The organism is Thioclava sp. 'Guangxiensis' (assembly GCF_045348365.1).
GTDB lineage: Bacteria > Pseudomonadota > Alphaproteobacteria > Rhodobacterales > Rhodobacteraceae > Thioclava > Thioclava kandeliae.
The window spans coordinates 389,699-412,671 of record NZ_CP155824.1 but is presented as its reverse complement, the minus strand read 5'-3'; the positions used below and the strand labels follow the sequence as shown (position 1 = coordinate 412,671).

The 22,973-nt window shown below is 62.7% G+C and carries 21 protein-coding genes; 10 read left to right on the top strand and 11 right to left on the bottom strand.

Annotation, left to right across the window (positions count from 1 at the left end):
• Nucleotides 1-3 precede the first annotated feature (3 nt).
• Entirely contained in the window at nt 4-708 is a 705-nt protein-coding gene (locus ABEB22_RS19190) for an amino acid ABC transporter permease (protein ID WP_349294987.1), read from the top strand.
• A 15-nt stretch (nt 709-723) separates the two neighbouring features.
• Nucleotides 724-1,494, top strand: coding sequence for an amino acid ABC transporter ATP-binding protein (locus ABEB22_RS19185; protein WP_406871198.1), 771 nt, complete (start codon nt 724-726; stop codon nt 1,492-1,494).
• Between the two features lie 181 nt (nt 1,495-1,675).
• Here the strand turns inward: ABEB22_RS19185 and ABEB22_RS19180 are convergent, their stop codons facing one another.
• Genes ABEB22_RS19180 through ABEB22_RS19170 form a run of 3 tightly spaced genes read right to left on the bottom strand, consistent with a single transcriptional unit; the run spans nt 1,676 to nt 4,523 of the window.
• The gene (locus tag ABEB22_RS19180) at nt 1,676-2,965 is read right to left on the bottom strand and encodes a TRAP transporter large permease (protein WP_339115478.1); all 1,290 of its coding nucleotides are present in this window, start codon (nt 2,963-2,965) and stop codon (nt 1,676-1,678) included.
• Nucleotides 2,962-3,525 (bottom strand): TRAP transporter small permease subunit, encoded by a 564-nt coding sequence (locus ABEB22_RS19175; protein ID WP_349294986.1) that lies wholly within the window; start codon nt 3,523-3,525, stop codon nt 2,962-2,964. Before ABEB22_RS19175 ends, ABEB22_RS19180 begins: the two co-directional genes overlap by 4 nt.
• Before the next feature lie 2 nt (nt 3,526-3,527).
• A complete protein-coding gene (locus tag ABEB22_RS19170; protein WP_349294985.1) occupies nt 3,528-4,523 on the bottom strand; it encodes a TRAP transporter substrate-binding protein in 996 nt (331 codons plus the stop codon).
• Between the two features lie 132 nt (nt 4,524-4,655).
• Here ABEB22_RS19170 and ABEB22_RS19165 point away from each other — a divergent pair, with 132 nt between their 5' ends.
• Genes ABEB22_RS19165 through ABEB22_RS19155 form a run of 3 tightly spaced genes read left to right on the top strand, consistent with a single transcriptional unit; the run spans nt 4,656 to nt 8,026 of the window.
• Nucleotides 4,656-5,612: a LysR family transcriptional regulator gene (locus ABEB22_RS19165; protein ID WP_349294984.1), complete on the top strand. Its 957-nt coding sequence runs from the start codon at nt 4,656-4,658 to the stop codon at nt 5,610-5,612.
• Nucleotides 5,609-7,024 (top strand): NAD(P)/FAD-dependent oxidoreductase, encoded by a 1,416-nt coding sequence (locus tag ABEB22_RS19160; RefSeq protein WP_339115474.1) that lies wholly within the window; start codon nt 5,609-5,611, stop codon nt 7,022-7,024. The genes ABEB22_RS19165 and ABEB22_RS19160 overlap by 4 nt, the downstream gene beginning before the upstream one ends.
• A gap of 12 nt (nt 7,025-7,036) precedes the next feature.
• Nucleotides 7,037-8,026, top strand: coding sequence for a membrane dipeptidase (locus ABEB22_RS19155; protein ID WP_349294983.1), 990 nt, complete (start codon nt 7,037-7,039; stop codon nt 8,024-8,026).
• Between the two features lie 57 nt (nt 8,027-8,083).
• Here ABEB22_RS19155 and ABEB22_RS19150 read toward each other — a convergent pair whose 3' ends face one another.
• A complete protein-coding gene (locus ABEB22_RS19150) occupies nt 8,084-9,529 on the bottom strand; it encodes an aminotransferase class V-fold PLP-dependent enzyme (RefSeq protein ID WP_339115472.1) in 1,446 nt (481 codons plus the stop codon).
• A gap of 105 nt (nt 9,530-9,634) precedes the next feature.
• Here ABEB22_RS19150 and ABEB22_RS19145 point away from each other — a divergent pair, with 105 nt between their 5' ends.
• Entirely contained in the window at nt 9,635-10,096 is a 462-nt protein-coding gene (locus ABEB22_RS19145) for an Lrp/AsnC family transcriptional regulator (protein ID WP_339115471.1), read from the top strand.
• A 23-nt stretch (nt 10,097-10,119) separates the two neighbouring features.
• On the opposite strand, the gene ABEB22_RS19140 is transcribed toward ABEB22_RS19145, so the two are convergent.
• Complete coding sequence (locus ABEB22_RS19140; protein ID WP_406871218.1) at nt 10,120-11,601, bottom strand: aldehyde dehydrogenase family protein; 1,482 nt, start codon at nt 11,599-11,601, stop codon at nt 10,120-10,122.
• A 214-nt stretch (nt 11,602-11,815) separates the two neighbouring features.
• Here ABEB22_RS19140 and ABEB22_RS19135 point away from each other — a divergent pair, with 214 nt between their 5' ends.
• Nucleotides 11,816-12,736: a LysR family transcriptional regulator gene (locus ABEB22_RS19135; protein WP_349294981.1), complete on the top strand. Its 921-nt coding sequence runs from the start codon at nt 11,816-11,818 to the stop codon at nt 12,734-12,736.
• A 31-nt stretch (nt 12,737-12,767) separates the two neighbouring features.
• Here the strand turns inward: ABEB22_RS19135 and ABEB22_RS19130 are convergent, their stop codons facing one another.
• Nucleotides 12,768-13,880, bottom strand: a complete 1,113-nt coding sequence (locus ABEB22_RS19130) for an NAD(P)-binding domain-containing protein (RefSeq protein ID WP_349294980.1) — start codon at nt 13,878-13,880, stop codon at nt 12,768-12,770.
• A 181-nt stretch (nt 13,881-14,061) separates the two neighbouring features.
• Here ABEB22_RS19130 and ABEB22_RS19125 point away from each other — a divergent pair, with 181 nt between their 5' ends.
• Complete coding sequence (locus ABEB22_RS19125) at nt 14,062-14,796, top strand: gamma-glutamylcyclotransferase (RefSeq protein ID WP_339115467.1); 735 nt, start codon at nt 14,062-14,064, stop codon at nt 14,794-14,796.
• Nucleotides 14,797-15,121: 325 nt separating this feature from the next.
• On the opposite strand, the gene ABEB22_RS19120 is transcribed toward ABEB22_RS19125, so the two are convergent.
• The 5 genes from ABEB22_RS19120 to ABEB22_RS19100 form a co-directional block, all read right to left on the bottom strand.
• Nucleotides 15,122-16,264 carry a P1 family peptidase gene (locus ABEB22_RS19120; RefSeq protein ID WP_349294979.1) on the bottom strand — a complete coding sequence of 381 codons (1,143 nt, stop codon included), beginning with the start codon at nt 16,262-16,264 and terminating at the stop codon, nt 15,122-15,124.
• 3 nt (nt 16,265-16,267) lie between these two features.
• Entirely contained in the window at nt 16,268-17,080 is an 813-nt protein-coding gene (locus ABEB22_RS19115) for an ABC transporter permease (RefSeq protein ID WP_349294978.1), read from the bottom strand.
• Nucleotides 17,077-17,961 carry an ABC transporter permease gene (locus tag ABEB22_RS19110; protein ID WP_339115464.1) on the bottom strand — a complete coding sequence of 295 codons (885 nt, stop codon included), beginning with the start codon at nt 17,959-17,961 and terminating at the stop codon, nt 17,077-17,079. Before ABEB22_RS19110 ends, ABEB22_RS19115 begins: the two co-directional genes overlap by 4 nt.
• Complete coding sequence (locus tag ABEB22_RS19105; RefSeq protein ID WP_349294977.1) at nt 17,958-19,019, bottom strand: ABC transporter ATP-binding protein; 1,062 nt, start codon at nt 19,017-19,019, stop codon at nt 17,958-17,960. The genes ABEB22_RS19110 and ABEB22_RS19105 overlap by 4 nt, the downstream gene beginning before the upstream one ends.
• Nucleotides 19,020-19,111: 92 nt before the next feature.
• Complete coding sequence (locus tag ABEB22_RS19100; RefSeq protein ID WP_350937237.1) at nt 19,112-20,137, bottom strand: spermidine/putrescine ABC transporter substrate-binding protein; 1,026 nt, start codon at nt 20,135-20,137, stop codon at nt 19,112-19,114.
• Between the two features lie 104 nt (nt 20,138-20,241).
• Between ABEB22_RS19100 and ABEB22_RS19095 the strand changes: the two genes are divergently transcribed.
• Together ABEB22_RS19095 and ABEB22_RS19090 are read left to right on the top strand one after the other, a co-directional pair.
• The gene (locus ABEB22_RS19095; RefSeq protein WP_349294976.1) at nt 20,242-21,108 is read left to right on the top strand and encodes a MurR/RpiR family transcriptional regulator; all 867 of its coding nucleotides are present in this window, start codon (nt 20,242-20,244) and stop codon (nt 21,106-21,108) included.
• A 130-nt stretch (nt 21,109-21,238) separates the two neighbouring features.
• On the top strand, nt 21,239-22,972 hold the full coding sequence (locus tag ABEB22_RS19090; RefSeq protein WP_349294975.1) for a type I secretion system permease/ATPase: 1,734 nt from the start codon (nt 21,239-21,241) through the stop codon (nt 22,970-22,972).
• Nucleotide 22,973 lies beyond the last annotated feature (1 nt).

Here is a 22,973-nt window from a genome sequence, read left to right as displayed (position 1 = left end):
CCAATGACCGTATTCGATCCCGAAGCCTTTTTCGGCTATCTGGTCAACAGCTTCCTGATCGGCGGCGTTGGCGTGACCATCGCCCTGACCGTGGCCTCCGTGATCGGGGGCCTCATCCTTGGGACAGCCATCGCGATGGCGCGTATGTCTCCGCAACGCCTGATCAGCCTGCCCGCCCGCGCCTATATCTGGTTCTTCCGCGGCACGCCTTTGCTGATCCAGCTGGTCGTCATCTATACCGGCCTGCCGCAATTGGGGCTGAAGCTCGATGTGATCACCTGTGCCCTTGTCGGGCTGATCCTGCACGAGGCCGCGTATATGGCCGAAATCGTGCGCTCGGGCTTCATGTCGGTGCCCAAAGGCCAGACCGAGGCAGGCTGGTCGCTCAACCTCTCGCCCTTTACCATCTTCTGGCGGGTGACCCTACCGCAGGCTTTCCGCCTGATGGTGCCGCCTCTGGGCAACTCGATCAACAGCCTCCTCAAGGCCACCTCGCTGGCCTCGGTCATCTCGGTCGAAGAGATCATGCGCCGTTCCGACGAGCTGATGCAGCAGGATTTCCAGACGCTCGAGGTTTATGCCGCGGCCGCCTGCTATTACCTCTTGCTGACCACGCTCTGGGATCTTGCCCAACGCCGGATCGAGGCGCATTTCGCCCGCTCCTTCACCCAGACTGCGGCCAGAAAGCCCAATCCCAAAGCCGCCTGAACCGAGGGAAACGCTATGCCCGATTTCACCCCAGCCAAGACCCATGGCACCCCGATCCCCGCCGTCCGCATGGCCGCTGTCTATAAATACTATGGCGAGTTCCGCGCGCTGACCAATGTGAATATGGTGGTCAGTCCCGGCGAGCGGGTGGTGGTCTGCGGCCCCTCGGGATCCGGCAAATCCACCCTGATCCGCTGCATCAACCATATCGAGAAACATGATGATGGCATGATCTCGGTCAATGGCACCGATCTCAACGGCACCCGCGCCAATATCGCCAAGGTGCGCTCGCTCACGGGGATGGTGTTCCAGGGGTTCAACCTCTTCCCCCATATGACCATTCTCGAGAACTGCGTGCTGGCACCGATGTCTTCGCTCGGGCTCGGGCGACCGGAGGCGGAGGCCCGTGCCATGGCCTATCTGGCGAAGGTCCGCATCGCCGAACAGGCACATAAATATCCCATCCAGCTGTCGGGCGGCCAGCAGCAGCGCGTGGCCATTGCCCGCTCGCTCTGCATGGAACCCGAGATCATGCTCTTTGACGAACCGACCTCGGCGCTTGACCCCGAGATGGTCAAGGAGGTGCTGGAGACGATGGAGGTGCTCGCGAAAGACGGCATGACCATGATCTGCGTGACCCACGAGATGGGCTTTGCGCGTCAGGTCGCGGACCGCGTGGTGTTCATGGATCGTGGCGAGATCATCGAGGAAGGCCCGCCCGCGGAGTTTTTCGACAGGCCGCAAAGCGCGCGCGCCAAGGAGTTCCTGGCCCAGATCCTGCATTGAGCCGGACCCGATTATCCCCGACTGGCCGTATCCTTCCGGATGCGGCCTTCTTTTATGGCTCCTGCGGTTCGGTGCCATACAGGCAGACAGGAAAATGGCGGGCCCCAACACACGGGGCCCGCCATCCACACACGCTACTCGTTATGCAACCAACACACTCGTTACATACATAGGCTGGACCCTATTTCGGGCCCATAACCAGATCGGGCAACCACAGAGTGATCTGCGGGAAGCTTGCGATCAGGATCAGGACGATGATCGGGGGGATCATCAAAGGGAGGATGGCGACCGAAAGGCGCTCGAATTTCACGCCCGAGACCGCCGACATCAGATAGAGGCCGACGCCCAGCGGTGGCGTGGCGATACCCAGCAGCAGGGCCAACGTGATCACCATCCCGAATTGCACGCGGTCGATCCCGAAGGCATCAGCGGCAGGCAGCAGGAGCGGCAACAGAATGATCTTGGCGGGCGAGGCTTCCATGAAACAGCCGATGATCACCAGAAGCACGATGGTGAACACCATGAAGACCCAACGCTGGTTGATCGCCTCGAGAAGCCCCGAGGCGAAGGCCTGCGGCACCTGCTCGAAGGCGAAGAGCCAGCCCATGATCTGCGAGAAACCGATGATCATCATGATCAGCGCCGAGAGCCGTGCCGAGGAGGCCAGCGCGTCCCAAATGCCGCGCGCCGTGAGCGAGCGGTAGAACAGGCCGATCAGGATCGAATAGCCGCAGGCAATGACGCCGGCTTCGGTCGCGGTGGCAAAGCCGAAGACGATGGCGCCAAGGATGATCCCCGGTGCAATCAGCGCGGGAATCCCTTCCATGGCGCTGGTGCCCACCTGCCGCAGGGTGGCGCGGTTTTCACGCGGCATCGGGGTCCATGTCGAGACCACGCGGATATAGAGAATGAACGACAGCGCCACCAGAATGCCCGGCACGATCCCTGCAAGGAAGAGCCGCGCGACCGATTCATTGGCAAGCCACGCATAGACAATGAGCGAGATCGACGGCGGCACGATCGGCCCCACCAGCGAGGTGGCCACGGTCAGTGCTGCCGAGAATTCCGGCGAGTAGCCGCGCTCGCGCATGGCGCGGACCTCGAGCTGTCCGAGCCCCGCGATATCGGCCGTGGCCGCCCCCGACACACCCGCAAAAAGGAGCGAGGCGATGACGTTGACATAGGCCAGACCCGCCCGGAAATGCCCCACCAGCGCGAGGCAGAAATTGAAGATCCGGTCGGTCAGCCCGACCGCATTCATCAGGTTACCGGCCAGAATGAAGAAGGGGATCGACAAGAGCGCGGGCTTGGCCGCCCCATCGAGGATCTGCTGCGGCACAACCAGAGCCATATCGCCGAAACCGGCAAAATAGAGCCCCGCAATGGAGCTGGCGCCGATGGCGATGGTGACCGGAACACCCAGTAGCATAAGCAGGATAAACCCGCCGATGACGATGAACCCAAGTGTCATTCGGGCGCTCCCTCGACTGTGTCATTGCGGACGAAGGCCTCGCCCTGCCCCGTCAGGATACGCAGGAAATCCAGCGCGAAATGCGCAAAAACCAGAATGGACGAGATAAACAGCGGCCCCGAGCGGACATAGATCGGCAGGTCGATGGCCTCCATCGGCTTGGATTGCAGCTTCAGGAGTTCGGGCGCCCCGCGCAGGATTGCGGCCATCGTCAGCATCCCGATCACACAGACCAGAAGCCCGCCCAGCTTGCGCACGGGGCGCGGCAATCGCGTCATGACGATATCCACGACCACGTCATGACGCAGCCGGATATAGACGAAAAGCCCCAAAAGCAGCATCCAGATGAACAGAAGCATCGTCCAGTTGAAGATCCAGCCATAGGCCACCCCGAGGAACGAGCGGGAGAGCACGTTATAGAGGTTGAGCCCGACCATTACCGCAAGGATTACGGCACAGATCACGCCAAACACCATCGCAATGGCATCCAGCACGCTGTCGCAGGCGCGCACCAGCCCCTTCGGGCTGGTAGCTGGGGAATTTCCGCCGGAGACCGCCATGATTACTTGTCACGCGCGGCGTCGACCGCGTCCAGAAGACCTTCGGGCAGTTTGCCCTCCTTGTCATATTCGGCGTAGAAATCTTTCATCTTGGCCACCAGCGGTGCGGTGTCGAACTCGAAATTCACATTCACGCCGTCATGCGCCTCGAGATCGGCCTTGAGCGTGGCCGACTGTTTGGCCAGAAGGTCACGGCCATAGGCTGCTGCTTCCTTATGTGCGCGCAAAAGCGCCTGCTGATCGGCCTCGGGGAGCTTTTCCCATGCCTTCTCGCTCATCATGAATGCCACTGCCTGCGGATATTCATCGGTGCGGATGATATTCGGCGCGACCTCGTAAAAGCGCATCGATTCAATCGATTCAGCAGGTGCGGTCACCGCGTCGACGATCCCGCGATTGATGCCGTCATAGACCTCGCCCCACGGCAATACGCGCACTTCGGCGCCCAGATAGGTCCAGGCATCGATCATCAGGTCGCTCTGGTACTGGCGGATCTTCAGGCCTTTGATGTCATCTGCGGTCTCGATCGGCTTGGTGGTCAAGAGCGTGCGGAACGACCCGCGCGGCATCGCCGGAATATCGCCCAGCACGGAGATGCCCGCCTCGTCCTTGACCTCGTTCAGCCAGCCCTGGAACAGATCGCCATCGATGAAGCGCGCCCAATGGTCATAATCGTCGAACAGGAAGGGGGAGGCCGCGAATTTGATACCCGGCTCCCAGCGCGACATGAAGCCCACAGCCGAAGGCGCCAGCTGGATCACACCTGCCGAAAGCTGTTCGACCACCGAGTCCATCGAGCCGATCTGCTCGTTGGGATAGATCTTGATCGTCAGATCACCATTCGAATACTCGTCGACCAGATCCGCGAATTTCTGATAGGTCTGCCCCTCGAAACTGTCCGGCGTCATCATCGACGACAGCCGCCATGTTTCGGCATGGGCGGGCAGAGCAAGACCGGCGGCCATCAGCGCACCAGCGATACGGAACATCATCGACATCGTGTAACTCCTGTTGATCAGACAGCTCATGAACTGGTCTCACGGCTGATTATAATTTGCAAGCATTCTTGACTTGTCACTATATATAATTCGGATGATAGTAGGGCAATGATGTCAAGCGCGATTGATAAAATGATGGATGTTCGGGCCCTCGAGGCCTTCGAGGCGGCCATGTCCTGCGGCTCGATGACGGCCGCCGCAAAGCAGCTGAATATCGCGCAACCGACGGTGACCCGTCTGGTAAAAGAGCTCGAGGCCGAGGTCGGGTTCGATCTGTTCCACCGTAATGGCCCGCGGATCACGCCTACCGATAAAGGACTGAAATTTCACGAAGAAGCCCGCCGCGTGCTGGGCGGCCTCAAACTGATCCGCGACCGCGCCGAAGCGATCCGCAGCGAACGGCAGGAAGCTCTGGACATTGCCGCCACGCCCACGATGGCGGGCGGTCTGGTGGCGCCTGCGCTGCAGCTTCTGGCCGAAGACCTGCCGCAGGATGTCGATCTGCAGACCATGACTGCCGATCATGTGGTCGAGGCGCTTCGCAACCGCACCGCCGATCTGGGCATCGCGGGCTTTCCGCTCGATGCCACGGGCCTCGTGGCCCATGTGCTGTGCGAGAGCACGCTTGTGGTGGCCCTGTCCGACAGGGCGGCCCGCGCCTATCCCGATGGCCGGTTCCCGCTACGCGATCTTGCAGGCAAGCGGTTGATATCCGCCGGAAACCGCTACCGGCTACGCCCCCTTATCGACGCCGCGATGCAGGCCGCCGGTATCCGCCCCTCGGGCTCGATCACTTCCAATTCCTCGCTCAATGCGATCATGGCCGCGCGGGCCGAACTGGGCGTGGCCATCATCGATCCGGTCACCGCCTACGGCATTCCGGTCAAGGGCACGACGATCCTGCCGCTCGACACACCGATTCCCTATCTCTGGGGCCTGTTCAGCGACAGCCATCGCGTGACCACCCCCGCCCAGACGCGCTTTGCCGAGATGTTCCGGCAGGTATGCGCCGATCTCATCCCCGATTGCCGCTTTCCCGACCCTTCCGAAAACGACGCCATCGCCCAGACCTCCAGGATGTTGCCATGACCTCCCCCATCGGGCTGCCCGCCCTCGAAGCCGATCTTGCCCGCCAGAAGACGCTGCTGAACCTTCCGCCCAGGGCATGGATGCCGCGGACGGATGGCGTTCTGGATGTGGCGATTATCGGGGCGGGGCTTTGCGGGCTGGTGGCCAATCTGGCGCTCTCGATGGAGGGTATTTCCAATGTGCGCCTGTTCGACCGCGCGCCCGCACATCTCGAAGGGCCGTGGATAACCTATGCCCGCATGGAAACCCTGCGCACCGTCAAGGAGGCTGCAGGCCCCGCGATGGGCATTCCGGCGCTGACATTTCGCGCGTGGTTCGAGGCACAATGGGGCTTCGACGCGTGGGAGGCCATGCATCTTGCCCCGCGCGGGATGTGGATGGATTACCTGATCTGGTATCGCAAGATGACCGGCGCGGATGTGCTCAATGACTGCGATGTCACGGCGATCACCCCCGAGGGCGATCTGTTCCGTCTGACCACCTCGCAGGGCACATTCATGGCACGCCGCGTGGTGCTGGCAACAGGGCTCGATGCGCTTGGCGCGCCCCGTCTGCCTGCCGTCGCGCAGGGGCTCCCCAACGGCAAGGTCTATCACTCTGCGGATGTGTTCGACACCAGGAGCCTGAAGGGCAAGCGGGTGATCGTGGTCGGCGCTGGTGCCTCGGCCATGGATAATGCCGCAACCGCTCTCGAGGAAGGCTGTGCAAGGATGGACCTTCTGGTCCGCCGCCCCGCCATTCCGGTGATCGACAAATTTACCGGCACCGGATCGCGTGGCATGACCGCAGGCTATGTCGGCCTGCCCGATGATGTGAAATGGCAGATCATGGACGAGGGAGACCGCTTCCCTGTGCCGCCGCCCAAACATTCGGTCGAGCGGGTCGCGCGCCATCCGAACGCGCATCTGCATGTGGGCGCGGCCGTGCTGGCTGTGGAGGAGACCGCAGAGGGCATCCGTGTCACCACCCCCAATGGTGCGATCGAGGCGGATGTCGCGATCTTTGCCACAGGCTTCACCATCGATCTCGACGCCCGTCCCGAGCTGGCGGCCTTCGCCGGCCGGTATAGGACATGGGGCGATGTGGTGGGGCCCGAGCGCGCCGCTACCAATCAGGGCCTTGCCTCGCATCCCTATCTGGCGCGTGATTTCTCCTTTATCGAGAAGGCTGGGGGCAGCTGCCCCTCGCTCAAGCGCCTGACCTGCTTTGCCTATCCGGCGGTGCCCAGCCACGGCAAGGTCACCTCGGGCGTGCCCTCGGCCTCCGAGGGCGCGCGGCGTCTGGCCTCGGGGCTCGTGCAATCGCTCTTTGCCGAGGATGCCCAGATCCATCTCGACCGTTTCCGCGATTACGACACGCCCGACATGACGGGCGAAGAATGGCTGCCCGCCGATCTTACACCGACTGCCTGAGAGGATACCCAAGTGACCGATACGTCCCTCCATTCCCGTTCCATCGTCATCGACGCCCTGCAATGCTCCGATTTCAATCGCGAGATCCTGCTCGAGGCGCAAAAGGGGGGCGTGACCGCAATCTCGGCCTCTTCCGTTTTGTGGGAAGATTTCCGCGGCGGCATGGACTATGTCATCATGTGGAAGCAGAAACTGGCAGAGAATGCCGATATCGCCATGCCCATCAAGACACTGGCCGATATCGAACGTGCCAAGGCCGACGGCAAGGTCGGCATCATCTTTGGCTGGCAAAACACCTCTCCGGTGGAAGACAGGCTGGACTATTTCGGGATCTTCAAAGATCTCGGCGTCAATATCATGCAGCTGACCTATAACACGCAGAACTTTTTCGGCGCGGGCTATCTGGAAGAGAAAGACAGCGGGCTGACCGGCTTTGGCCGCGAGGCGGTGGATGCGATGAACGAGGCAGGGATCATGATCGATCTCAGCCATGTGGGCATCCAGACGTCGCTTGATACCATCGCCTATTCCAAAAAGCCGGTCGCGGTGACCCATTGCCTGCCGCGCGGCCTGCGTGATGTGCCGCGCAACAAGCCCGACGAGGTCTTCAAGGCCTGCGCCGATAAGGGCGGTGTCATCGGCACCTCGCTCTTTGCGCCGGGTCTGGCCGCGGGCAATGATGCGAGCGTCAAGGATGTGATCGACGCGATGGAATATACGATGGATCTGGTGGGCGAGGACCATGTCGCCATCGGCACCGATTTCAACCATAACCGCGCCCGTCCCGGCCCGTGGCTTCTCTGGGCCAACAAGGACAAGGGCACAGGGCGCACCCTGACCGAATTCGGCTCGGCTAAGATCACCAAGCCCGAAGGCATCCGCCGCAACGACGAGTTCCCCAACCTCACCGCCGAGATGCAATCGCGCGGCTGGTCGGAAGAGCGCATCACCAAGATCCTCGGGGCCAACTGGCTGCGGATGTTCGCCCAGACCTGGGGCTGAGACCCTGAGACAAAAACGGCGGGAGATATCTCCCGCCGTTTGTCATCCCACCTCTGCTCACCCCTCGAGCGGCACGAACCTAGCGGTCGCCGGATCGGCGCTATAGCGCGCGACCATCGAAGCCGCGTCCTTTGACAGCTGCGTCACCGCATCGATGATGCGGGTCAGATCCTCCTCGTCATGGCACCAGCTCAGATCGAGCCGCGTCCAGCCGGGCTTGGCCAGTTCCTCGCCCGCCTGTAGCCGTGCCAGCAGCGCCTCGGAGGCCGCGCGGTCGATCTCCAGCAGACGGTGCGCATAGGGGCCCGCGCAGGCACAGCCGCCCCGCGCCTGAATGCCGAACCGGTCCGACAGCATCCGCGTGATCAGCTGCGGGTGGATCTGCTTGCCAGCCTCATCGAACATCTGGAAAGAGAAGATCGGCAGCGCAGCCGCCTCCGGTTTGCCAAGGATCTTCAGCCCCTTCAGATCGCGCCACGCTTCCAGCGCACGCGCCCGCAGCACCACCTCGCGGTCATGCAGCCGCTCGGTGCCGATGGCCGTTTTCACCATCAGCGCGAGGGCCGCGCGGATATCGCCGATCACATTGGGCGTGCCCGCTTCCTCACGCGCCTCGACGCGCCCCGAATAGACCTGCGTCCAGGGCGAAACGAAAGATACCGTGCCACCCCCCGGCGCGGCAGGCACCTGACGTGCCACGATGGTGTCGCGGATCAGCGCGACGCCGGTGCCGCCCGGACCGCCGGCGAATTTATGCGGCGAGAAGATGATCGCATCGATCGGCGCGCCTTCCAGATCCATCCGCATCGCCAGATGCGGCGCACCACAGGCATAATCCCAGATCGACAGCGCACCATGCGCCTTGAGGAGTTTGGTCACCGCCGTCACATCGGTGAGCTGGCCTGTCACATTCGACGCCGCCGAGAAACTGCCAACGATCAGATCGGTCCCTTTGGCCGCCACAAGACGCGCCTCCAGATCGTCCATATCGACCCCGCCACAGACGGCCTCCCCGATCTCGATCACCTCCGCCCCGCTTTCGCGCCAGGGCAGGATATTCGAGTGATGCTCGTAAGGCCCGATCAGCACCGTCACCTTCTCGCCCGCCGCGCGCCGTGCAGGGATGTCCAACAGCCCGATCACACGGGTGATTGCCCCCGTGGCCCCCGATCCGGCAAAGAGCACATGACAATCGGGGCCACAGCCACAGGTTTGCGCGATGATCTCGCGCGCCTCGGCCCGCATCCGTGTGATCACGCGACCGCAATGCGAGGCCTCGGTATGGGAGTTGGAATAGATCGGCAGGATCTCGGTCATCACAAACGCCTCCACCTGACGCAACGCGCGACCGGACGCGATATGATCGGCATAGAGCATCGATTGCGTGCCAAAGGCCGTCTCGAACGCCATGCCCCGCCCGATCAGCCCCTCACGGAGCCATTCGATGATATCGGGACGGTCGAGTGAGGCCTGGAAACGCTGGAGCGCGGTAAGAGCAGTCATGGGGAGGATCCGTTGTTGATTTCCCTAACCCTACGCCGCGACTTTCGCGGATTTTCACCAAATTGATTGCTTGGCAGTATATAGTTTGGGTCATATGATCGAAAAATGGAAAAGAATCTCGATCATATCGACCGTCGCATCCTTGCCGCGCTCCAGCGTAACTCGAACCGTTCGCAGCGCGAGCTGGCCGATGAGGTCGGTCTGTCGCAAAACGCGCTCTGGCGGCGGCTGAAGCTGCTGGAAGAGGCCGAGGTCATCACCGGATACACCGCCCGCATCGACCGCGCGGCGGTGGGCATGGGGCTGGTGACCTTCTCGATGATCCGCACACGGCACCATTCGGGGGACTGGCTCAAACGCTTCCGCCAGCATCTGCACACCATCCCCGAGGTCGTGGGCTTCTACCGCATCAGCGGCGATTACGACTATATGCTGAAGATCGTGAGCGAGGATATCCGCGCGTTCGACGCCGTCTACCAGCGCATCACCGAGAAAATCGAGCTCGATACCGTCACCTCCTATTTCTCGATGGAGGCAATCATAGATGACGGGCCCCTACCGCTGTAAGGGCCCGTTCTGTCGTGAAAAAATCAGTCGATATCGAAGACGACGCCCTGCGCCAGAGGCAGCTCCTTGGAGTAGTTGATCGTATTGGTGGCGCGGCGCATATAGGCGCGCCACGCATCCGAGCCGCTCTCGCGCCCGCCGCCGGTTTCCTTCTCGCCCCCGAAAGCGCCCCCGATCTCGGCCCCCGAGGTGCCGATATTCACATTGGCGATGCCACAATCCGAGCCCCGTGCCGAGAGGAACATCTCCATCTCGCGCAGATCGGTGGTGAAGATCGACGAGGACAGCCCGCCCCCCACATCGTTATGCGTCTCGAGCACCTCGTCGAAATCGCTGTATTTCATGACATAGAGGATCGGCGCGAAGGTCTCGCGTTTGACCGGACCCGCCTGCTCGGGCATCTCGACCAGCGCGGGTTTCACATAATAGGCCGCATCCGGCCCCACCTGTTCACGCGAGCCGCCATGCACCACGCCGCCCATCTGGCGGGCTTCCTCCAGAGCGGCAACCATACCGTCATAGGCGGCCTTGTCGATCAGAGGCCCGACAAGGGCGGCCGTCTCCAGCGGGTTACCCACGGTGACCGAGGCATAGGCCTTTTTCAGCGCGGGCACGAGCTGGTCATAGATGCTCTCATGCACGAAAAGACGGCGCATCGTGGTGCAGCGCTGGCCTGCCGTGCCCATCGCACCAAAGGCAATCGCGCGCAGCGCCATGTCCAGATCCGCCGAGGGGCAGACGATGCCCGCGTTATTCCCGCCAAGTTCGAGGATACATTTGCCAAAGCGCGCCGCCACTTTCGGCCCCACGATCCGGCCCATACGGGTCGATCCGGTGGCCGAGATCAGCGCGACCTTCTCGTGATCCACGATCACCTCGCCCAGTTCCGGTCCGCCCACCAGCACCTGCGACAGCCCCTCGGGCGCATCGGCGCCGAAGCGGGCCAATGCACGCTCGAATACGGCCTGACAGGCAAGGGCCGTCAGCGGGGTCTTTTCGGAGGGTTTCCAGATGACGGGATCGCCGCAGACAATCGCCAGCGCGGTGTTCCAGCACCACGGCGCACAGGGGAAGTTGAAGGCGGTAATCACACCCACCACGCCCAGCGGATGCCATGTCTCCATCATCCGGTGGCCGGGACGTTCGGTGGCGATGGTCAGACCGTAAAGCTGGCGCGAGAGACCCACGGCGAAATCGCAGATATCGATCATCTCCTGCACTTCGCCCAAGCCTTCGGAAGGCGATTTGCCCGCCTCGATCGAGACCATGCGCCCGAGATCGGCCTTGGCCTTGCGCAGTTCCTCGCCGTAGAGCCGGATCAGCTCGCCACGGCGCGGAGCGGGCACCATGCGCCATTTGCGGAAGGCTGCCTGCGCTCCGGCCACCATCGCCTGCGCCTCGTCCACCGTATGGGCATTCAGGGTGGCCACCACCTCACCCGTCACTGGCGAGATCACATCCATTCCTGCGGCATCGAGCGCGACCTGCGCGCCGCAGGCCTCCATGGTCTCGCGGGTGATGGTCGAAAGGGGTTTGCTCAGCATGGTCATGTCCTTCGCGTTGGCTCCGAAAGCCCGATTTGCCAGAACCCTAGCGGCTTGCCCCAGCCCTGCCCAGCAAACAATCGGACTACCCCCATTCCGCCCGCGCATGGCGCCTTGAGGGAAGACCTTCGCCCGCAGAGCTGCTAGATCTGGCCCGAGACCGGAGGAATCCCCTATGATCGAGCGCCGCAACCTGCCGGATATGAAGATGCTTCAGACCTTCGAGGCCGCCGCCCGCCACGGCAATTTCACCCGTGCCGCCGAGGAGCTTGCCCTGACCCAGAGCGCGGTCAGCCGGCAGATCCGCGAGCTGGAGGCGCAGATCGGGTTCGGGCTCTTCGAGCGGGTGCCCGGACGGGTGGTGACCACACAAGAGGGACGCCGTTTCCTCCATGATGTGGAGCGGCTTCTGGCCATGGCGGAGACCACCATGCGCCACGCGCGCGCGGGCCTTCCCGACCACCAGATCCTTGCCATCAATGCACTGCCCACCTTTGCCGAACGCTGGCTCCTGCCGCGGCTCGACGGCTATCTGGCGACCCATCCGCAGACCCGTTTCGACATCACGACCCGCCGCGGCATTTTCGATTTCACAACCACGCAATGCGATCTGGCCATCCATTACGGCCAGCCGCTCTGGCCTGGGGCGGTCTGCACCTATCTGTGTAGCGAGATCGTTCTGCCTGTCGCGGGCGGGGCGCTGCGCAAGGGCGGCCACGTCACAGTCGGCGATCTGGCCTCCGCGCCCAAGCTGCATGTCAGCGAGCGACCGAGCCTTTGGGCGGACTGGTTTGCCACGATGGGCTCGGACGAAAAACCGCAGAACGGGCACTGGTTCGACCAGTTCTCGCTGACAATCGAGGCGGCAAAAGCCGGTCTGGGCTACGCGCTCCTGCCGCGCTACCTGATCGAGGCCGAGCTTGCCTCGGGCGAATTGACAGTGGTGCTCGAGGCTCCACATTCGACCGACCAGGGCTATTATATCGTGACACCCGAGGGCCGCAGCCAAGCGGTGGAGACCTTCCGCGACTGGCTTCTGTCACAGGTCAGCTTCCGGCCGCTGGCCCGCGATGGTCAATCTTCAATCATAGGATGAACTACGCCCGATATCCCTCTGGTATTATGCACTAACCTTCCCGTCTCAGATCGGCCAGAACCTCTCTCACCGCGGCCCGTCCCGCCCGGGTCGCGCCCACGGTCGAGGCACTCGGACCATAGCCCAGAAGATGCAGGCGCGGATGTCCCTCCACCTGCGTAGCCAGCCGTCCCGTCATGGTAATACCGCCTTGCGCGTTGAACAGCCCGAGCCCAGCCAGATGCCCGAGCGCGTTGCCGAACCCCGTCGACCAGATCACCGCATCCGCCCTATGGGCCGTTCCATCGGGCAGGATCACCGCCTCTTCCGTCATCTCGGTGAACATGGGCTTCGGGTCCAGCACCCCGCGGCTCCGCGCGCGTTCGAGCACCTCCGAGGGCGGCAGGCCGGTAGCCGAGACCAGCGATCCGGGCGGCAGCCCTGCCCGCACCCGTGCCTCGACCCGGGCCACCGCCGCGCGGCCATGTTCGGGCAGGAACGAGCCCTCATGGTAGCGCGGCGCGCTTCGGGTCGCCCAGTAGCAATGTGCTACCTGCGAGACCTCCTCAAGGATCTGGATCGCCGAGATCCCGGCCCCGACCACCACCACCTCCATCCCGCGAAACGGCGCCGCGTCGCGATAGCCCTGCGCATGGATCTGCAGACCCGTAAACCGCTCCGCCCCCGTGATCGCGGGCCTGTAGGGCGCGTCCCATGTGCCTGTCGCATTCAACACCGCCCGCGCTGAAATCCGCCCCCGATCCGTCTCCACGAGATAGCGCCCGCCTCGCAAGCTGACCTGCCGGACAGAGACGGGCCGATGCACCGGCAGGCCGAACCGCGCCTCATACTGGTGGAAATACTGCGGCACGGCATGCGCCGCCTTGATTTCGGGGCTGTTCTCCAGCCCGAGGCTCTCGGCCAGACCGAACCCGCCCGGCAAGTCATGCACCCCGTTGACCGTGCTGAGTGTCAGCGAGGGCCAGCGGAACTGCCACGCCCCGCCCGCTTCCGGTGCATGATCGAGGATCGTGAAATCGCGATCGGGCCGGAGCCCCGCCTCGCGCAGATAATAGCCCGCCGACAGCCCCGCCTGCCCGCCGCCGATCACGACGACGTCGAGTCTGGGAATGGCGCGCGGCTGGGTTGGGCGTATGCTTTCCATATCCGGACTATGGGCCGGATCCGCCGCTGCACCAATCCGGCAGGCAAACAGAGCGTGCTTGGCCCAAACGCACAGGCGCCAGACATTCTGCGGACGCGAACATGCCCCTGTCTTGCCAAAGCCGGTGGCCATCCGCTGCGGTTTTCTCTAGCGTCGCGACTGTCTGATCAGGAGCCCCGTCATGAGTTTTGCCCCCGATGCCTTCCGCCACCATCCGGGATTGGCCGACAAGATCCGCGATCCGGCGGTGAGTTTCTTCCGCGATCTCGATATGGCCGAGATCGACCGGATCTGGGCCGAAGCCGGAGAGCAATCCAACCCGCGCTATGACGATGCGACCCGCGAGGCGATGCGCCACGAGGCACTGGCGCCCTATCGCGGCAAGGATCTGTGGGTCTTTGCCTATGGCTCGTTGATGTGGGATCCGGCGGTCTATTTTGCCGAGGTCCGGCGAGCGCGGCTCGAGGGATACCGGCGCAGCTTCTGTCTGGTGGACCGCTCTGGCGCGCGCGGCACGGCGGAGGCACCGGGTCTGATGGCCGCGCTGGATCACGGGCCCTATTGCGACGGTCTGGTGTTCCGTCTGGCCGCCGAGACGGCGGATCGCGAATCCGAGATCATCTGGCGGCGCGAAATGATGGCGCCATGCTACAAGGCGGTCTTTGCCCCTGTGGAGACCGCGCAGGGTCAGGTGGAGGCGCTTTGTTTTGTGGCCGATCCCGAGGCCGCCATGATCGAGACCGGCATCTCGCATCACGACCAGCTGCGCTATCTGGTAACCGGCACGGGGCGGCTCGGTAGCAGCCGCGAGTATCTGGCCAATGTGCTGGCGGGATGTCACGAGCTGGGCATTGCCGATCCGGCCCTCGAGGCGCTCCTGCGCGAGGTGGACGGACTGCGCGAGATGCGGCCCTAAGGGGCGGCAGATCCCAATCCGGCAGTAGCACCGTGATTTGCCCTATTGGCCACACCCTCTGCGCCTCCGCATCGATGCCAGTATCAACCTAATCCTGAAAGACGATCTGCGGCACCCGATGCGCGGAACGGAAAGGCTGCGTGCAGGTGGCGCCCGCTCCCCACAAGAGCCCGTAGAAAACGCCGACTGAACATTGCCTTGTGACATCAAGCCCGATGAACAGGCCCTCCCGCATCCGGTCTCTCTCCCGTTCCCAAATCTCGGCGCCAGATCATCGGTCGCGCCCCCCGCAAACAGAAATCCGTCGAAAAGACCGCAGGATCAGTCACATGGCAACCCGCTCAGGCGCGTCCGGGCATAGATCGCTCGCCCGTAACGCCGCCATAAGCGCCTCGGCATCGATGGCCTTGCAGGTGCCGCCCCCTTCAGGGCGGGCAATCGCCACATCCTCGGCGGCCAGCATCGCGTTAAGCACCGCCTCCTCCACCGCCTCTACCGCGGCCAGATAGACCGGATCGAGGAGCTCGTCATTGAGGCTCACCATCTGCCGCCACGGGCCCGAGAGCTGCGGCAGATCCATCTCGTTGGCGGTCGAGAAGGCAAGGAAAATATCGCCGGAATTGTTACCCCCCGGGGTGCCGCCGCGCCCGATGCCAATCGACGCCCGCCGCGCGATCCGCTCAAGCTGCCCCGATTGCAGCGGGATATCGGTGGCCAGCACCACGATGATGGAGCCCCGCTCCGCAGTCATTCCGGGGATACGGTGTTCGGAGAACTGTCCCCCCACCTTCTGGCCCGCGACCGTCAGCCACGGGCGTAACCCGTGATTGGCCTGCACCAATGCGCCCAATGTAAAGCTCTGCCCGTCCAGCATGATCCGCCGCGACGAGGTGCCGGTGCCGCCCTTGAATTCGTAGCAGATCATCCCTGCCCCGCCGCCGGTATTGCCCTCGGCCACAGGGCCCGTGCGGGCGGCATCGATTGCCTGACGGGCATGCGCTTCGGTGACGTGCATCCCGTTGATATCGTTGAGAACACCGTCATAGGTCTCGCCCACCACCGGCAGCGCCCAGAGGTGGTTGTGTTCCCAAATATCGGCATAGGTCTCGATCATCCAGCGGGTCGCGGCCTGATGGGCCGCACCCACCGCATGGGAATTGGTGATCAGGATCGGCCCGCAAAGCCAGCCGCCATCGCGCACCCAATGCGCGCCCGTCATCTCGCCATTGCCATTGAGGCTGAACTGCCCCGCCCAGACCGGTTTCGGCTGCGCATCCCGCCCGCGGGGCAGGATCGCGGTAACGCCGGTCTGCACCGGAATGCCGCGCGTGGCCAGCGACGGATCTCGTGACGAAAGGAGCTCCATCGTCCCCACCTCGACCCCTGCCACATCGGTAATAGCATTGAGCGGGCCGGTCTCTCCCCCAAGGGCGATCCCGAGATCGCGGGCGCGTTTCTTGTCAGTCATGGGTCAGGTCTTTCGGGAGCGGATATAGAGGCCGATGCCCGCCACGATCACCGTGAACAGGAGCATCATGGTCGCGATGGCGTTGATCTCGGGTTTGATCCCGCGCCGCAGCATGCCCCAGATATGGATCGGCAGGGTGGTATTACCGGTGCCGGCGATGAAATAGGTGATCACCAGATCATCCATCGAGATGATGAAGGCCAGAAGCCCGCCGCCCATCACACCGGGCGCAATGGCCGGCAAGGTCACCTTGCGGAAGGTCTGGGCGGGGGTGGCGCCCAGATCGGCCGAGGCCTCCTCGATGGCCGGATCATATTGCGCAAGCCGCGCCGAGACGGTCACGAAGACGTAGGAGATCAGGAAGGTGCACTGGCCAAGGATGATCGTCACGACCGAGAGATTGATCCCGATAATGATGAAGAAGATCAAAAGCGCGATGCCCAGCACGATATCGGGCATAACCATCGGCACCATCATCAGCATCCGGTAGAACCCCGCCAGCCGGAACCGGTAGCGCGCCACCGCCAGCGCAAGCGCCGTGCCGAAGACGGTCGAGATCACGGAGGTCGAGAAGGCGACGATCAGCGAGGTGCGAATCGAGGCATAGAGCTGGTCGGTGCTGTCGATATAGGTGGAGCTGTCCGAGAGCGCGGTCTTGATGCCGAAGAGCTCGCGATACCAGTCAAGCGTGAAGCCGCTCCAGATCATCATATTGACCGGATTGGCGTTGAAGGAAAACACCACGACCAGCAGGATCGGCGCATAGATGAAGACGAAGAAGGCGATGCCGTAAAGCGTCAGATAGGGGCGTTTCATGCGCGGCCCTCCCTGCGGCCAAGCCGTAACTGCACGACCAGAAGCACCAGCACGGCGGCCATCACCAGCATTGCCAGCGCCGAGCCGAAAGGCCAGTTGCGCGCCGACAGGAACTGCTGCTCGATCAGGTTGCCGATCATCACGACCTTCGCGCCGCCCAGAACCGAGGGCACGATGAAATTGCCCATGGCAGGGATGAAGACAAGGATCGCCCCGCCCAATATCCCGGGGAATGTGGCAGGCAGGATCACCTTGCGGAAGGTTTGCAGGCGCGTGGCCCCCAGATCGGCAGAAGCCTCGATCTGGGCGGGGTCCAGCCGTTCAAGCGCGCCGTAAAGCGGCAGAAACATGAAGGGGATGAACACATAGGTCATGCCAAGGATCACCGCGAAATCGGTATAGAGCAGCTCGAGGGGCGCATCGATCAGCCCCAGTGCCATCATGCCCTGATTGAGAAATCCGGTAGGTCGCAGGATCAGCACCCATGCAAAGAGTCGCACGATCAGGCTGACGAAAAACGGCAGCGTGACCAGAAACATCGCCAGATTGCGCGTGGTGGGGCGCATTCGCGAGATCCAGAACGCCGCCGGATAACTGACAACCAGTGTCGAGAGCACCGTCAGCGCCGCCAGTTCCAGCGAGCGGGCGAAGATCTGCAGATAGACGGGGTCGAATTTCTCGTATTTCGTATCGGCCCAGCCGAGGATGCGCCCGTAATTGAGATGGAAGAAGCTCCATTCCACCCCGCCATAAAGACCGGGCATCAGGAAACTGTAGACGAGCATGATGACGAGCGGACAGAAGAAGAAAAACAGCAGGAAGGCGGTGGGCACCGACAGGAGCCCGAAAAGCTGGACACGCTTGCGCAGGGCCAGTTTCATCGCGCCACCTCATCGATCAGATGCAGATCGCTCAGAGAAGCATAAAGCCGGATTGTGGCGCCCTGTTCGGGCACCCAACCGCCCGCGCGCAGGAGTGCGTGCAGCGGGCCGAAAGACGCGGTCTCCAGCGTGATCTGGCGATCCTTGCCGGTATAGGCCTCCGCGGTCACAATGCCATCGAAGGTCAGATGCGGGCCCTCGGGCGGGGTCAGATGCAGCGCCTCGGGGCGCAGCATGGCGGTTGCCTCGGCCCCTTTATGCGGGCTGGCAAAGCGCTGGCCATCCGCCAGCTCCGCTTGCCCGCCCGCGACACGCACGGGCATCAGGTTGCTCTCGCCAAGGAAGCGCGCGGTGAAGAGGTTCTCGGGGCGGCGGTAGAGTGCGGCAGGCGTGCCCAGCTGCTGGATCTGCCCGCCTGCCAGAACGGCGATCCGGTCGGACATGGTCAGCGCCTCTTCCTGATCATGGGTGACAAAGATGAACCCGATCCCCAGCTCGCGCTGGATCGATTTCAGCTCCTGCTGCATCTTCTGGCGCAAGTTCTTGTCAAGCGCCGAGAGCGGCTCGTCGAGCAAAAGCAGCTTGGGCTTGCCCGCCAAGGCACGCGCTAGAGCCACCCGCTGCTGCTGGCCGCCCGACAGCTGCGAGATCGACCGTTTCTCCAGCCCCGAAAGGCCTACCAGATCAAGCATCTCGCCCACACGCCTCTTGATCGTGGCGCGGTTTTCACCTGCGATTTCCAGCGCATAGCCAACATTTCGGCCCACCGACATATGCTCGAACAGCGCGTATTTCTGGAACACGGTATTGACGGGGCGCTGATAGGCGGGCCAGTCCGTCATCGCGGTGCCATCGATCAGGATATCGCCCGCATCAAGGCTCTCGAAGCCCGAGACTATCCGCAAAAGCGTGGTCTTGCCACAGCCCGAGGGACCCAGAAGCGTGACAAATTCGGCCGAGGCGAGTTTGAGAGACACCTTGTCAAGCGCGATCAGCGTGCCGCCTTCGGGTGTGCGGAAGCTCTTGCTGGCGTTGAAGATTTCCAGAGGTGCAGCCATGGTCGTCCAGTCTTTCCGGCCCGTAAAAACAAAAAGGGGCCGTCAGGTATTAGGGGGTGGGGGAGGCCCCGAAGGGCCTCCCCCGTCACTCGTTACTGTGCGGTTTTGATCCGCGTCCACTCACTATTATACAGCTGCAGGTCGCGCCCCAGATCCTCGAAGATCTGGAGTTTGTCCAGGACGTCCTGCGGCGGGTAGATGGTCTTGTTATCGGCGATCTCCTTGGGGATCAGCGCCTGTGCCGGTGTGTTGGGCGTGCCGTTCATCTGCTGCTCGACATTGAGCGCGGCAATCTCGGGCTTGAGGTAGAATTTCAGGAATTTCACGGCATTGTCGAAATTGGGCGCCGTTTTCAGCACGCAGATATCTTCCTGATACATGGTCGCGCCTTCTTCGGGGATGATATAGCCCAGCGTGTCGGGATGCTCGTTCACGAAGATATTCGCCCCCACATACCATTGGGCTGCCGCCACATCGCCCGAGGTGACCAGCGGGATCGAGTCATAGGAGAAGGCCGAAATGCCCTTCTTATGCGCAATAATATAATCGGCGGCTTTCTCGACCTCGGCCTCGTCGGTGGAGTTGACCGAGGTGCCGTTCATGATGTGACCGACACCGATCACCTCACGCAGATCGTCGAGCATGATGATCTTCTTGCCCGCATCGCCGAGCGCGAAGAAATCCTTCCAGCCGGTGATATCGCCTGCCAGCGCCTTGTTATAGACGATGCCCACATTGCCAAAGGCATAGGGCAGGCAGAATTTGCCCTCGGGGTCGGTCTTGGCGCGCAGGAATTGCGGATCGATATTGGCGAAGGCGGGATCCTCGTTGATATCGGTCTCGGCCAGAAGATCCAGGTGGGACATGATGTCCTGCATATGGACCGAGGGGAAGACGATGTCATAGCCCGTAGCCCCCGCCTGGATTTTGGCCAGCATCTCCTCGTTCGAGCCATAGGTATCGAGGCTGACCTCGATCCCCGTCTCTTCGGTGAATTTCTCCAGAACCGCCGGATTAATGTAATCGCCCCAGTTATAGAGCGCGAGTTTCCCTTCGGCCTGCGCGCCCAGCGGGGTCAGGGCAAGCACGGCCCCGAGCGCAAGATATTTCATCGTCATTCATTTCTCCCCGTCAGGCATGACGTGTTTTTCTTGTGCTCTCAGGGTGGTTGTTTACTGTCATTTTCGTCAAACGTTAGTTTTCTGTCATGCAGAGGTTCTCCATGCCAATCGGGTTTTCCTCCTTTTCCGATGCCCCTCTCGACGAGTTGGCGCGCAAAATTGAAGCAGGCATGGCCGATCTGCCCAAACAGGAAGCAAAAGTTGCACAATATATCCTCCTGAACCTCGCCTCGATTCCCCTCGAGACGGGGCAATCCATCGCCTCCAAGGCCGGCGTTGCCGAAATTACCGTGGGGCGGATGCTGCGCCGGTTCGATTGCGCGGGGATGAAAGAGTTCAAGGCGCTGTTGCGCCAGCGCTATTCGGTCAGTGGCGAGGTGATGGGCCGCAAGAAGACAGAACTCTCGCGCGACTGGCAGGAGCAGCTGACCGTCGAGATGCACGGGGTGCAGATGGTCTATGACCAGATGGAGACCCCCGCTTTCACGCAGGCGCGCGATCTTCTTGCGGGATCGGGAGAGGTCTATGTGACCGGTTTCCAGACCATCCGCGGTCTGGCCGAGGATTGCGCCCGCAGGCTGGCTCTGGCGCGCGACAATGTACGGTTTCTTTCGGGACATGACTCGATGCTGTCGGAATGGATCGCGCCGGTTCCGGAGGCCGGAAGCTGTCTGATGATGTTCGATGTAATCCCCTATGCCGCCGAGGCCGAAATGATCGCGCGGATTGCCAAGGATCGGGGGGCGGGCGTGGTTCTGATCACCGATGAATACTGCCATTGGGCACAGGGACTAGCCGATGCGGTGATCAATGCGCCCTCGAAAACGGGGCTGTTTCTGGAATCCACGCTCGGGCTGCATGCGGCGGCGAGCCTTCTAGTCCATGCCACCGCCGAGGCGGGAGGGGCGGATGTCGCCGGACGGATGCAGGCATGGAAACGGATGTCGCACCGGCTGAAGCTGTTCTAGCGCCGCGTTCAGGGTTAAAATACAGCGCATTTTACCGATCAGGCCGATTATCCACGCGACAGAAGAGATCCTTAACAGACGCTCCCTAGCATCGGTCCCGATAAATACATGGGTAGGCAAGGGCGCTGTTATGGCAAAACCATCCTCTGGGCGGCATTCGAACGAGCTGCACGACATCTTCGGTCCGGCGCGCTCCGCCTTATGGGTCGTCGGGATTTTCTCGGTGGCCATCAACCTGCTTTTGCTGACCGGACCACTCTTCATGCTGCAAGTCTATGACAGGGTGATCGGGTCGCGCTCCACCTCGACATTGCTGGTGCTGTTCCTGATCGTGGGCTTCCTGTTCACGATGATGGGGCTCCTCGATTATTTCCGCGGTCGCATTCTGTCCCGGATCGGCGCGCAACTTGTGGAACGGCTCGACAGCCGGATCATGCGCGCCACCATGGACCGCACCGCTTCGGGCGGGTTGCGCGGCACACCCGCCACCGGCGCCGCCGAACTCAGCCGGATCAACGCGCTCTTCGGCTCCTCCGCGCTTGGTGCGGTGTTCGATCTGCCGTTCACGCCGCTTTTCGTGGCGCTGCTCTTCCTCTTCCATCCCCTGATGGGATGGTTCGCGATCGCCTCTTCGCTCGTCGTCTTTACGCTCGCGGTGCTCAATCAGCGCCTGACCCATGCCGCCCATGGCGAGGCCAATCGCGCCGCAGCCGAAGCCGAAATGCGCAGCACTACCATGCGGACCGGCATCGAAACCCTGCGCGGATTGGGAATGAGCAACGAGCTGATGGCCCGCTGGCAAGACGCGCGCGAGCGTGCACTGCATCACGCCATGCAAGCCGCCGACCGCAGCGGCGGCTTCACACAAGCCACCAAAGCCTTCCGGATGTTCATACAATCGGCCATACTGGCACTGGGCGCATGGCTGGTGCTGCAAGGTATGCTGACGGCGGGCGCAATGATCGCGGGCTCCGTGCTGCTGGGCCGCGCGCTGGCGCCGGTCGAACAGACGGTGGGTCAGTGGTCGGCCATCCAGAATGCGTGGATGGCGCGGAAATCCCTGACAAAACTGCTCGAGGAGACCCCCGAGAAACCGGTACCGATGGCGCTGCCGCGCCCTGCCGTGGCCTTGAGCGTGAGCGAGATCCTCGTCGCGCCGCCGGGCACCCGCACCCCCACCCTGCACCAGCTGAGCTTCGAGGCCAGTGCGGGCGATGCGATTGCAGTGATCGGTGTGTCTGCCTCCGGAAAATCGACATTGGCGCGGGCGCTTGTCGGGCTCTGGCCTCCACTTCATGGCGAGATCCGGCTTGGCGGGGCAACACTCGGACAGTTCGACCGTGAGGGTCTCGGACGGCTCCTTGGTTACCTGCCGCAGGAAGTGATGCTGTTTGCGGGCACTGTGTCGGAGAATATCGCGCGGTTTACCGAAGGGGCGAATCCGGAAGACGTGGTCCGTGCGGCGCAGACGGCTGCCGCCCATGAGCTGATCCTGTCCCTGCCCCAAGGCTATGACACGCAACTGAGCGATGGCGCCCCCGAACTCTCGGGCGGTCAGCGCCAGCGTATCGGGCTGGCGCGTGCGCTCTTTGGCGATCCGATCCTTCTGGTGCTCGACGAGCCCAATTCCAGCCTTGATGACGCGGGCACCAAGGCGCTCAACCAGTCCATCGCCATGGCCCGCAAACTGGGACAGATCACGCTGGTCATGTCGCACCGCCCCTCGGCACTGGCGCATTGCAACAAGGTGATGCTGCTCGACAAGGGCCAGATCCGCGCCTTCGGCCCACGCGACGAGGTTCTGCGGACACATGTGAAGAATGCGGGCAATTTCACCCGCCCCCGTGCCGTAGGAGAGAACTGAG

Bases quoted from the DNA above. Each gene is read 5' to 3' on its own strand.
- ABEB22_RS19120 (WP_349294979.1), bottom strand. From the start codon at position 16,264: ATGACTGACAAGAAACGCGCCCGCGATCTCGGGATCGCCCTTGGGGGA.
- ABEB22_RS19110 (WP_339115464.1), bottom strand. From the start codon at position 17,961: ATGAAACTGGCCCTGCGCAAGCGTGTCCAGCTTTTCGGGCTCCTGTCG.
- ABEB22_RS19130 (WP_349294980.1), bottom strand. From the start codon at position 13,880: ATGGAAAGCATACGCCCAACCCAGCCGCGCGCCATTCCCAGACTCGAC.
- ABEB22_RS19095 (WP_349294976.1), top strand. From the start codon at position 20,242: ATGCCAATCGGGTTTTCCTCCTTTTCCGATGCCCCTCTCGACGAGTTG.
- ABEB22_RS19185 (WP_406871198.1), top strand. From the start codon at position 724: ATGCCCGATTTCACCCCAGCCAAGACCCATGGCACCCCGATCCCCGCC.
- ABEB22_RS19160 (WP_339115474.1), top strand. From the start codon at position 5,609: ATGACCTCCCCCATCGGGCTGCCCGCCCTCGAAGCCGATCTTGCCCGC.
- ABEB22_RS19180 (WP_339115478.1), bottom strand. From the start codon at position 2,965: ATGACACTTGGGTTCATCGTCATCGGCGGGTTTATCCTGCTTATGCTA.
- ABEB22_RS19150 (WP_339115472.1), bottom strand. From the start codon at position 9,529: ATGACTGCTCTTACCGCGCTCCAGCGTTTCCAGGCCTCACTCGACCGT.
- ABEB22_RS19145 (WP_339115471.1), top strand. From the start codon at position 9,635: ATGGAAAAGAATCTCGATCATATCGACCGTCGCATCCTTGCCGCGCTC.
- ABEB22_RS19105 (WP_349294977.1), bottom strand. From the start codon at position 19,019: ATGGCTGCACCTCTGGAAATCTTCAACGCCAGCAAGAGCTTCCGCACA.
- ABEB22_RS19115 (WP_349294978.1), bottom strand. From the start codon at position 17,080: ATGAAACGCCCCTATCTGACGCTTTACGGCATCGCCTTCTTCGTCTTC.
- ABEB22_RS19090 (WP_349294975.1), top strand. From the start codon at position 21,239: ATGGCAAAACCATCCTCTGGGCGGCATTCGAACGAGCTGCACGACATC.
- ABEB22_RS19140 (WP_406871218.1), bottom strand. From the start codon at position 11,601: ATGGAGGCCTGCGGCGCGCAGGTCGCGCTCGATGCCGCAGGAATGGAT.
- ABEB22_RS19165 (WP_349294984.1), top strand. From the start codon at position 4,656: ATGATGGATGTTCGGGCCCTCGAGGCCTTCGAGGCGGCCATGTCCTGC.
- ABEB22_RS19170 (WP_349294985.1), bottom strand. From the start codon at position 4,523: ATGTCGATGATGTTCCGTATCGCTGGTGCGCTGATGGCCGCCGGTCTT.
- ABEB22_RS19175 (WP_349294986.1), bottom strand. From the start codon at position 3,525: ATGGCGGTCTCCGGCGGAAATTCCCCAGCTACCAGCCCGAAGGGGCTG.
- ABEB22_RS19135 (WP_349294981.1), top strand. From the start codon at position 11,816: ATGATCGAGCGCCGCAACCTGCCGGATATGAAGATGCTTCAGACCTTC.
- ABEB22_RS19100 (WP_350937237.1), bottom strand. From the start codon at position 20,137: ATGACGATGAAATATCTTGCGCTCGGGGCCGTGCTTGCCCTGACCCCG.
- ABEB22_RS19125 (WP_339115467.1), top strand. From the start codon at position 14,062: ATGAGTTTTGCCCCCGATGCCTTCCGCCACCATCCGGGATTGGCCGAC.
- ABEB22_RS19190 (WP_349294987.1), top strand. From the start codon at position 4: ATGACCGTATTCGATCCCGAAGCCTTTTTCGGCTATCTGGTCAACAGC.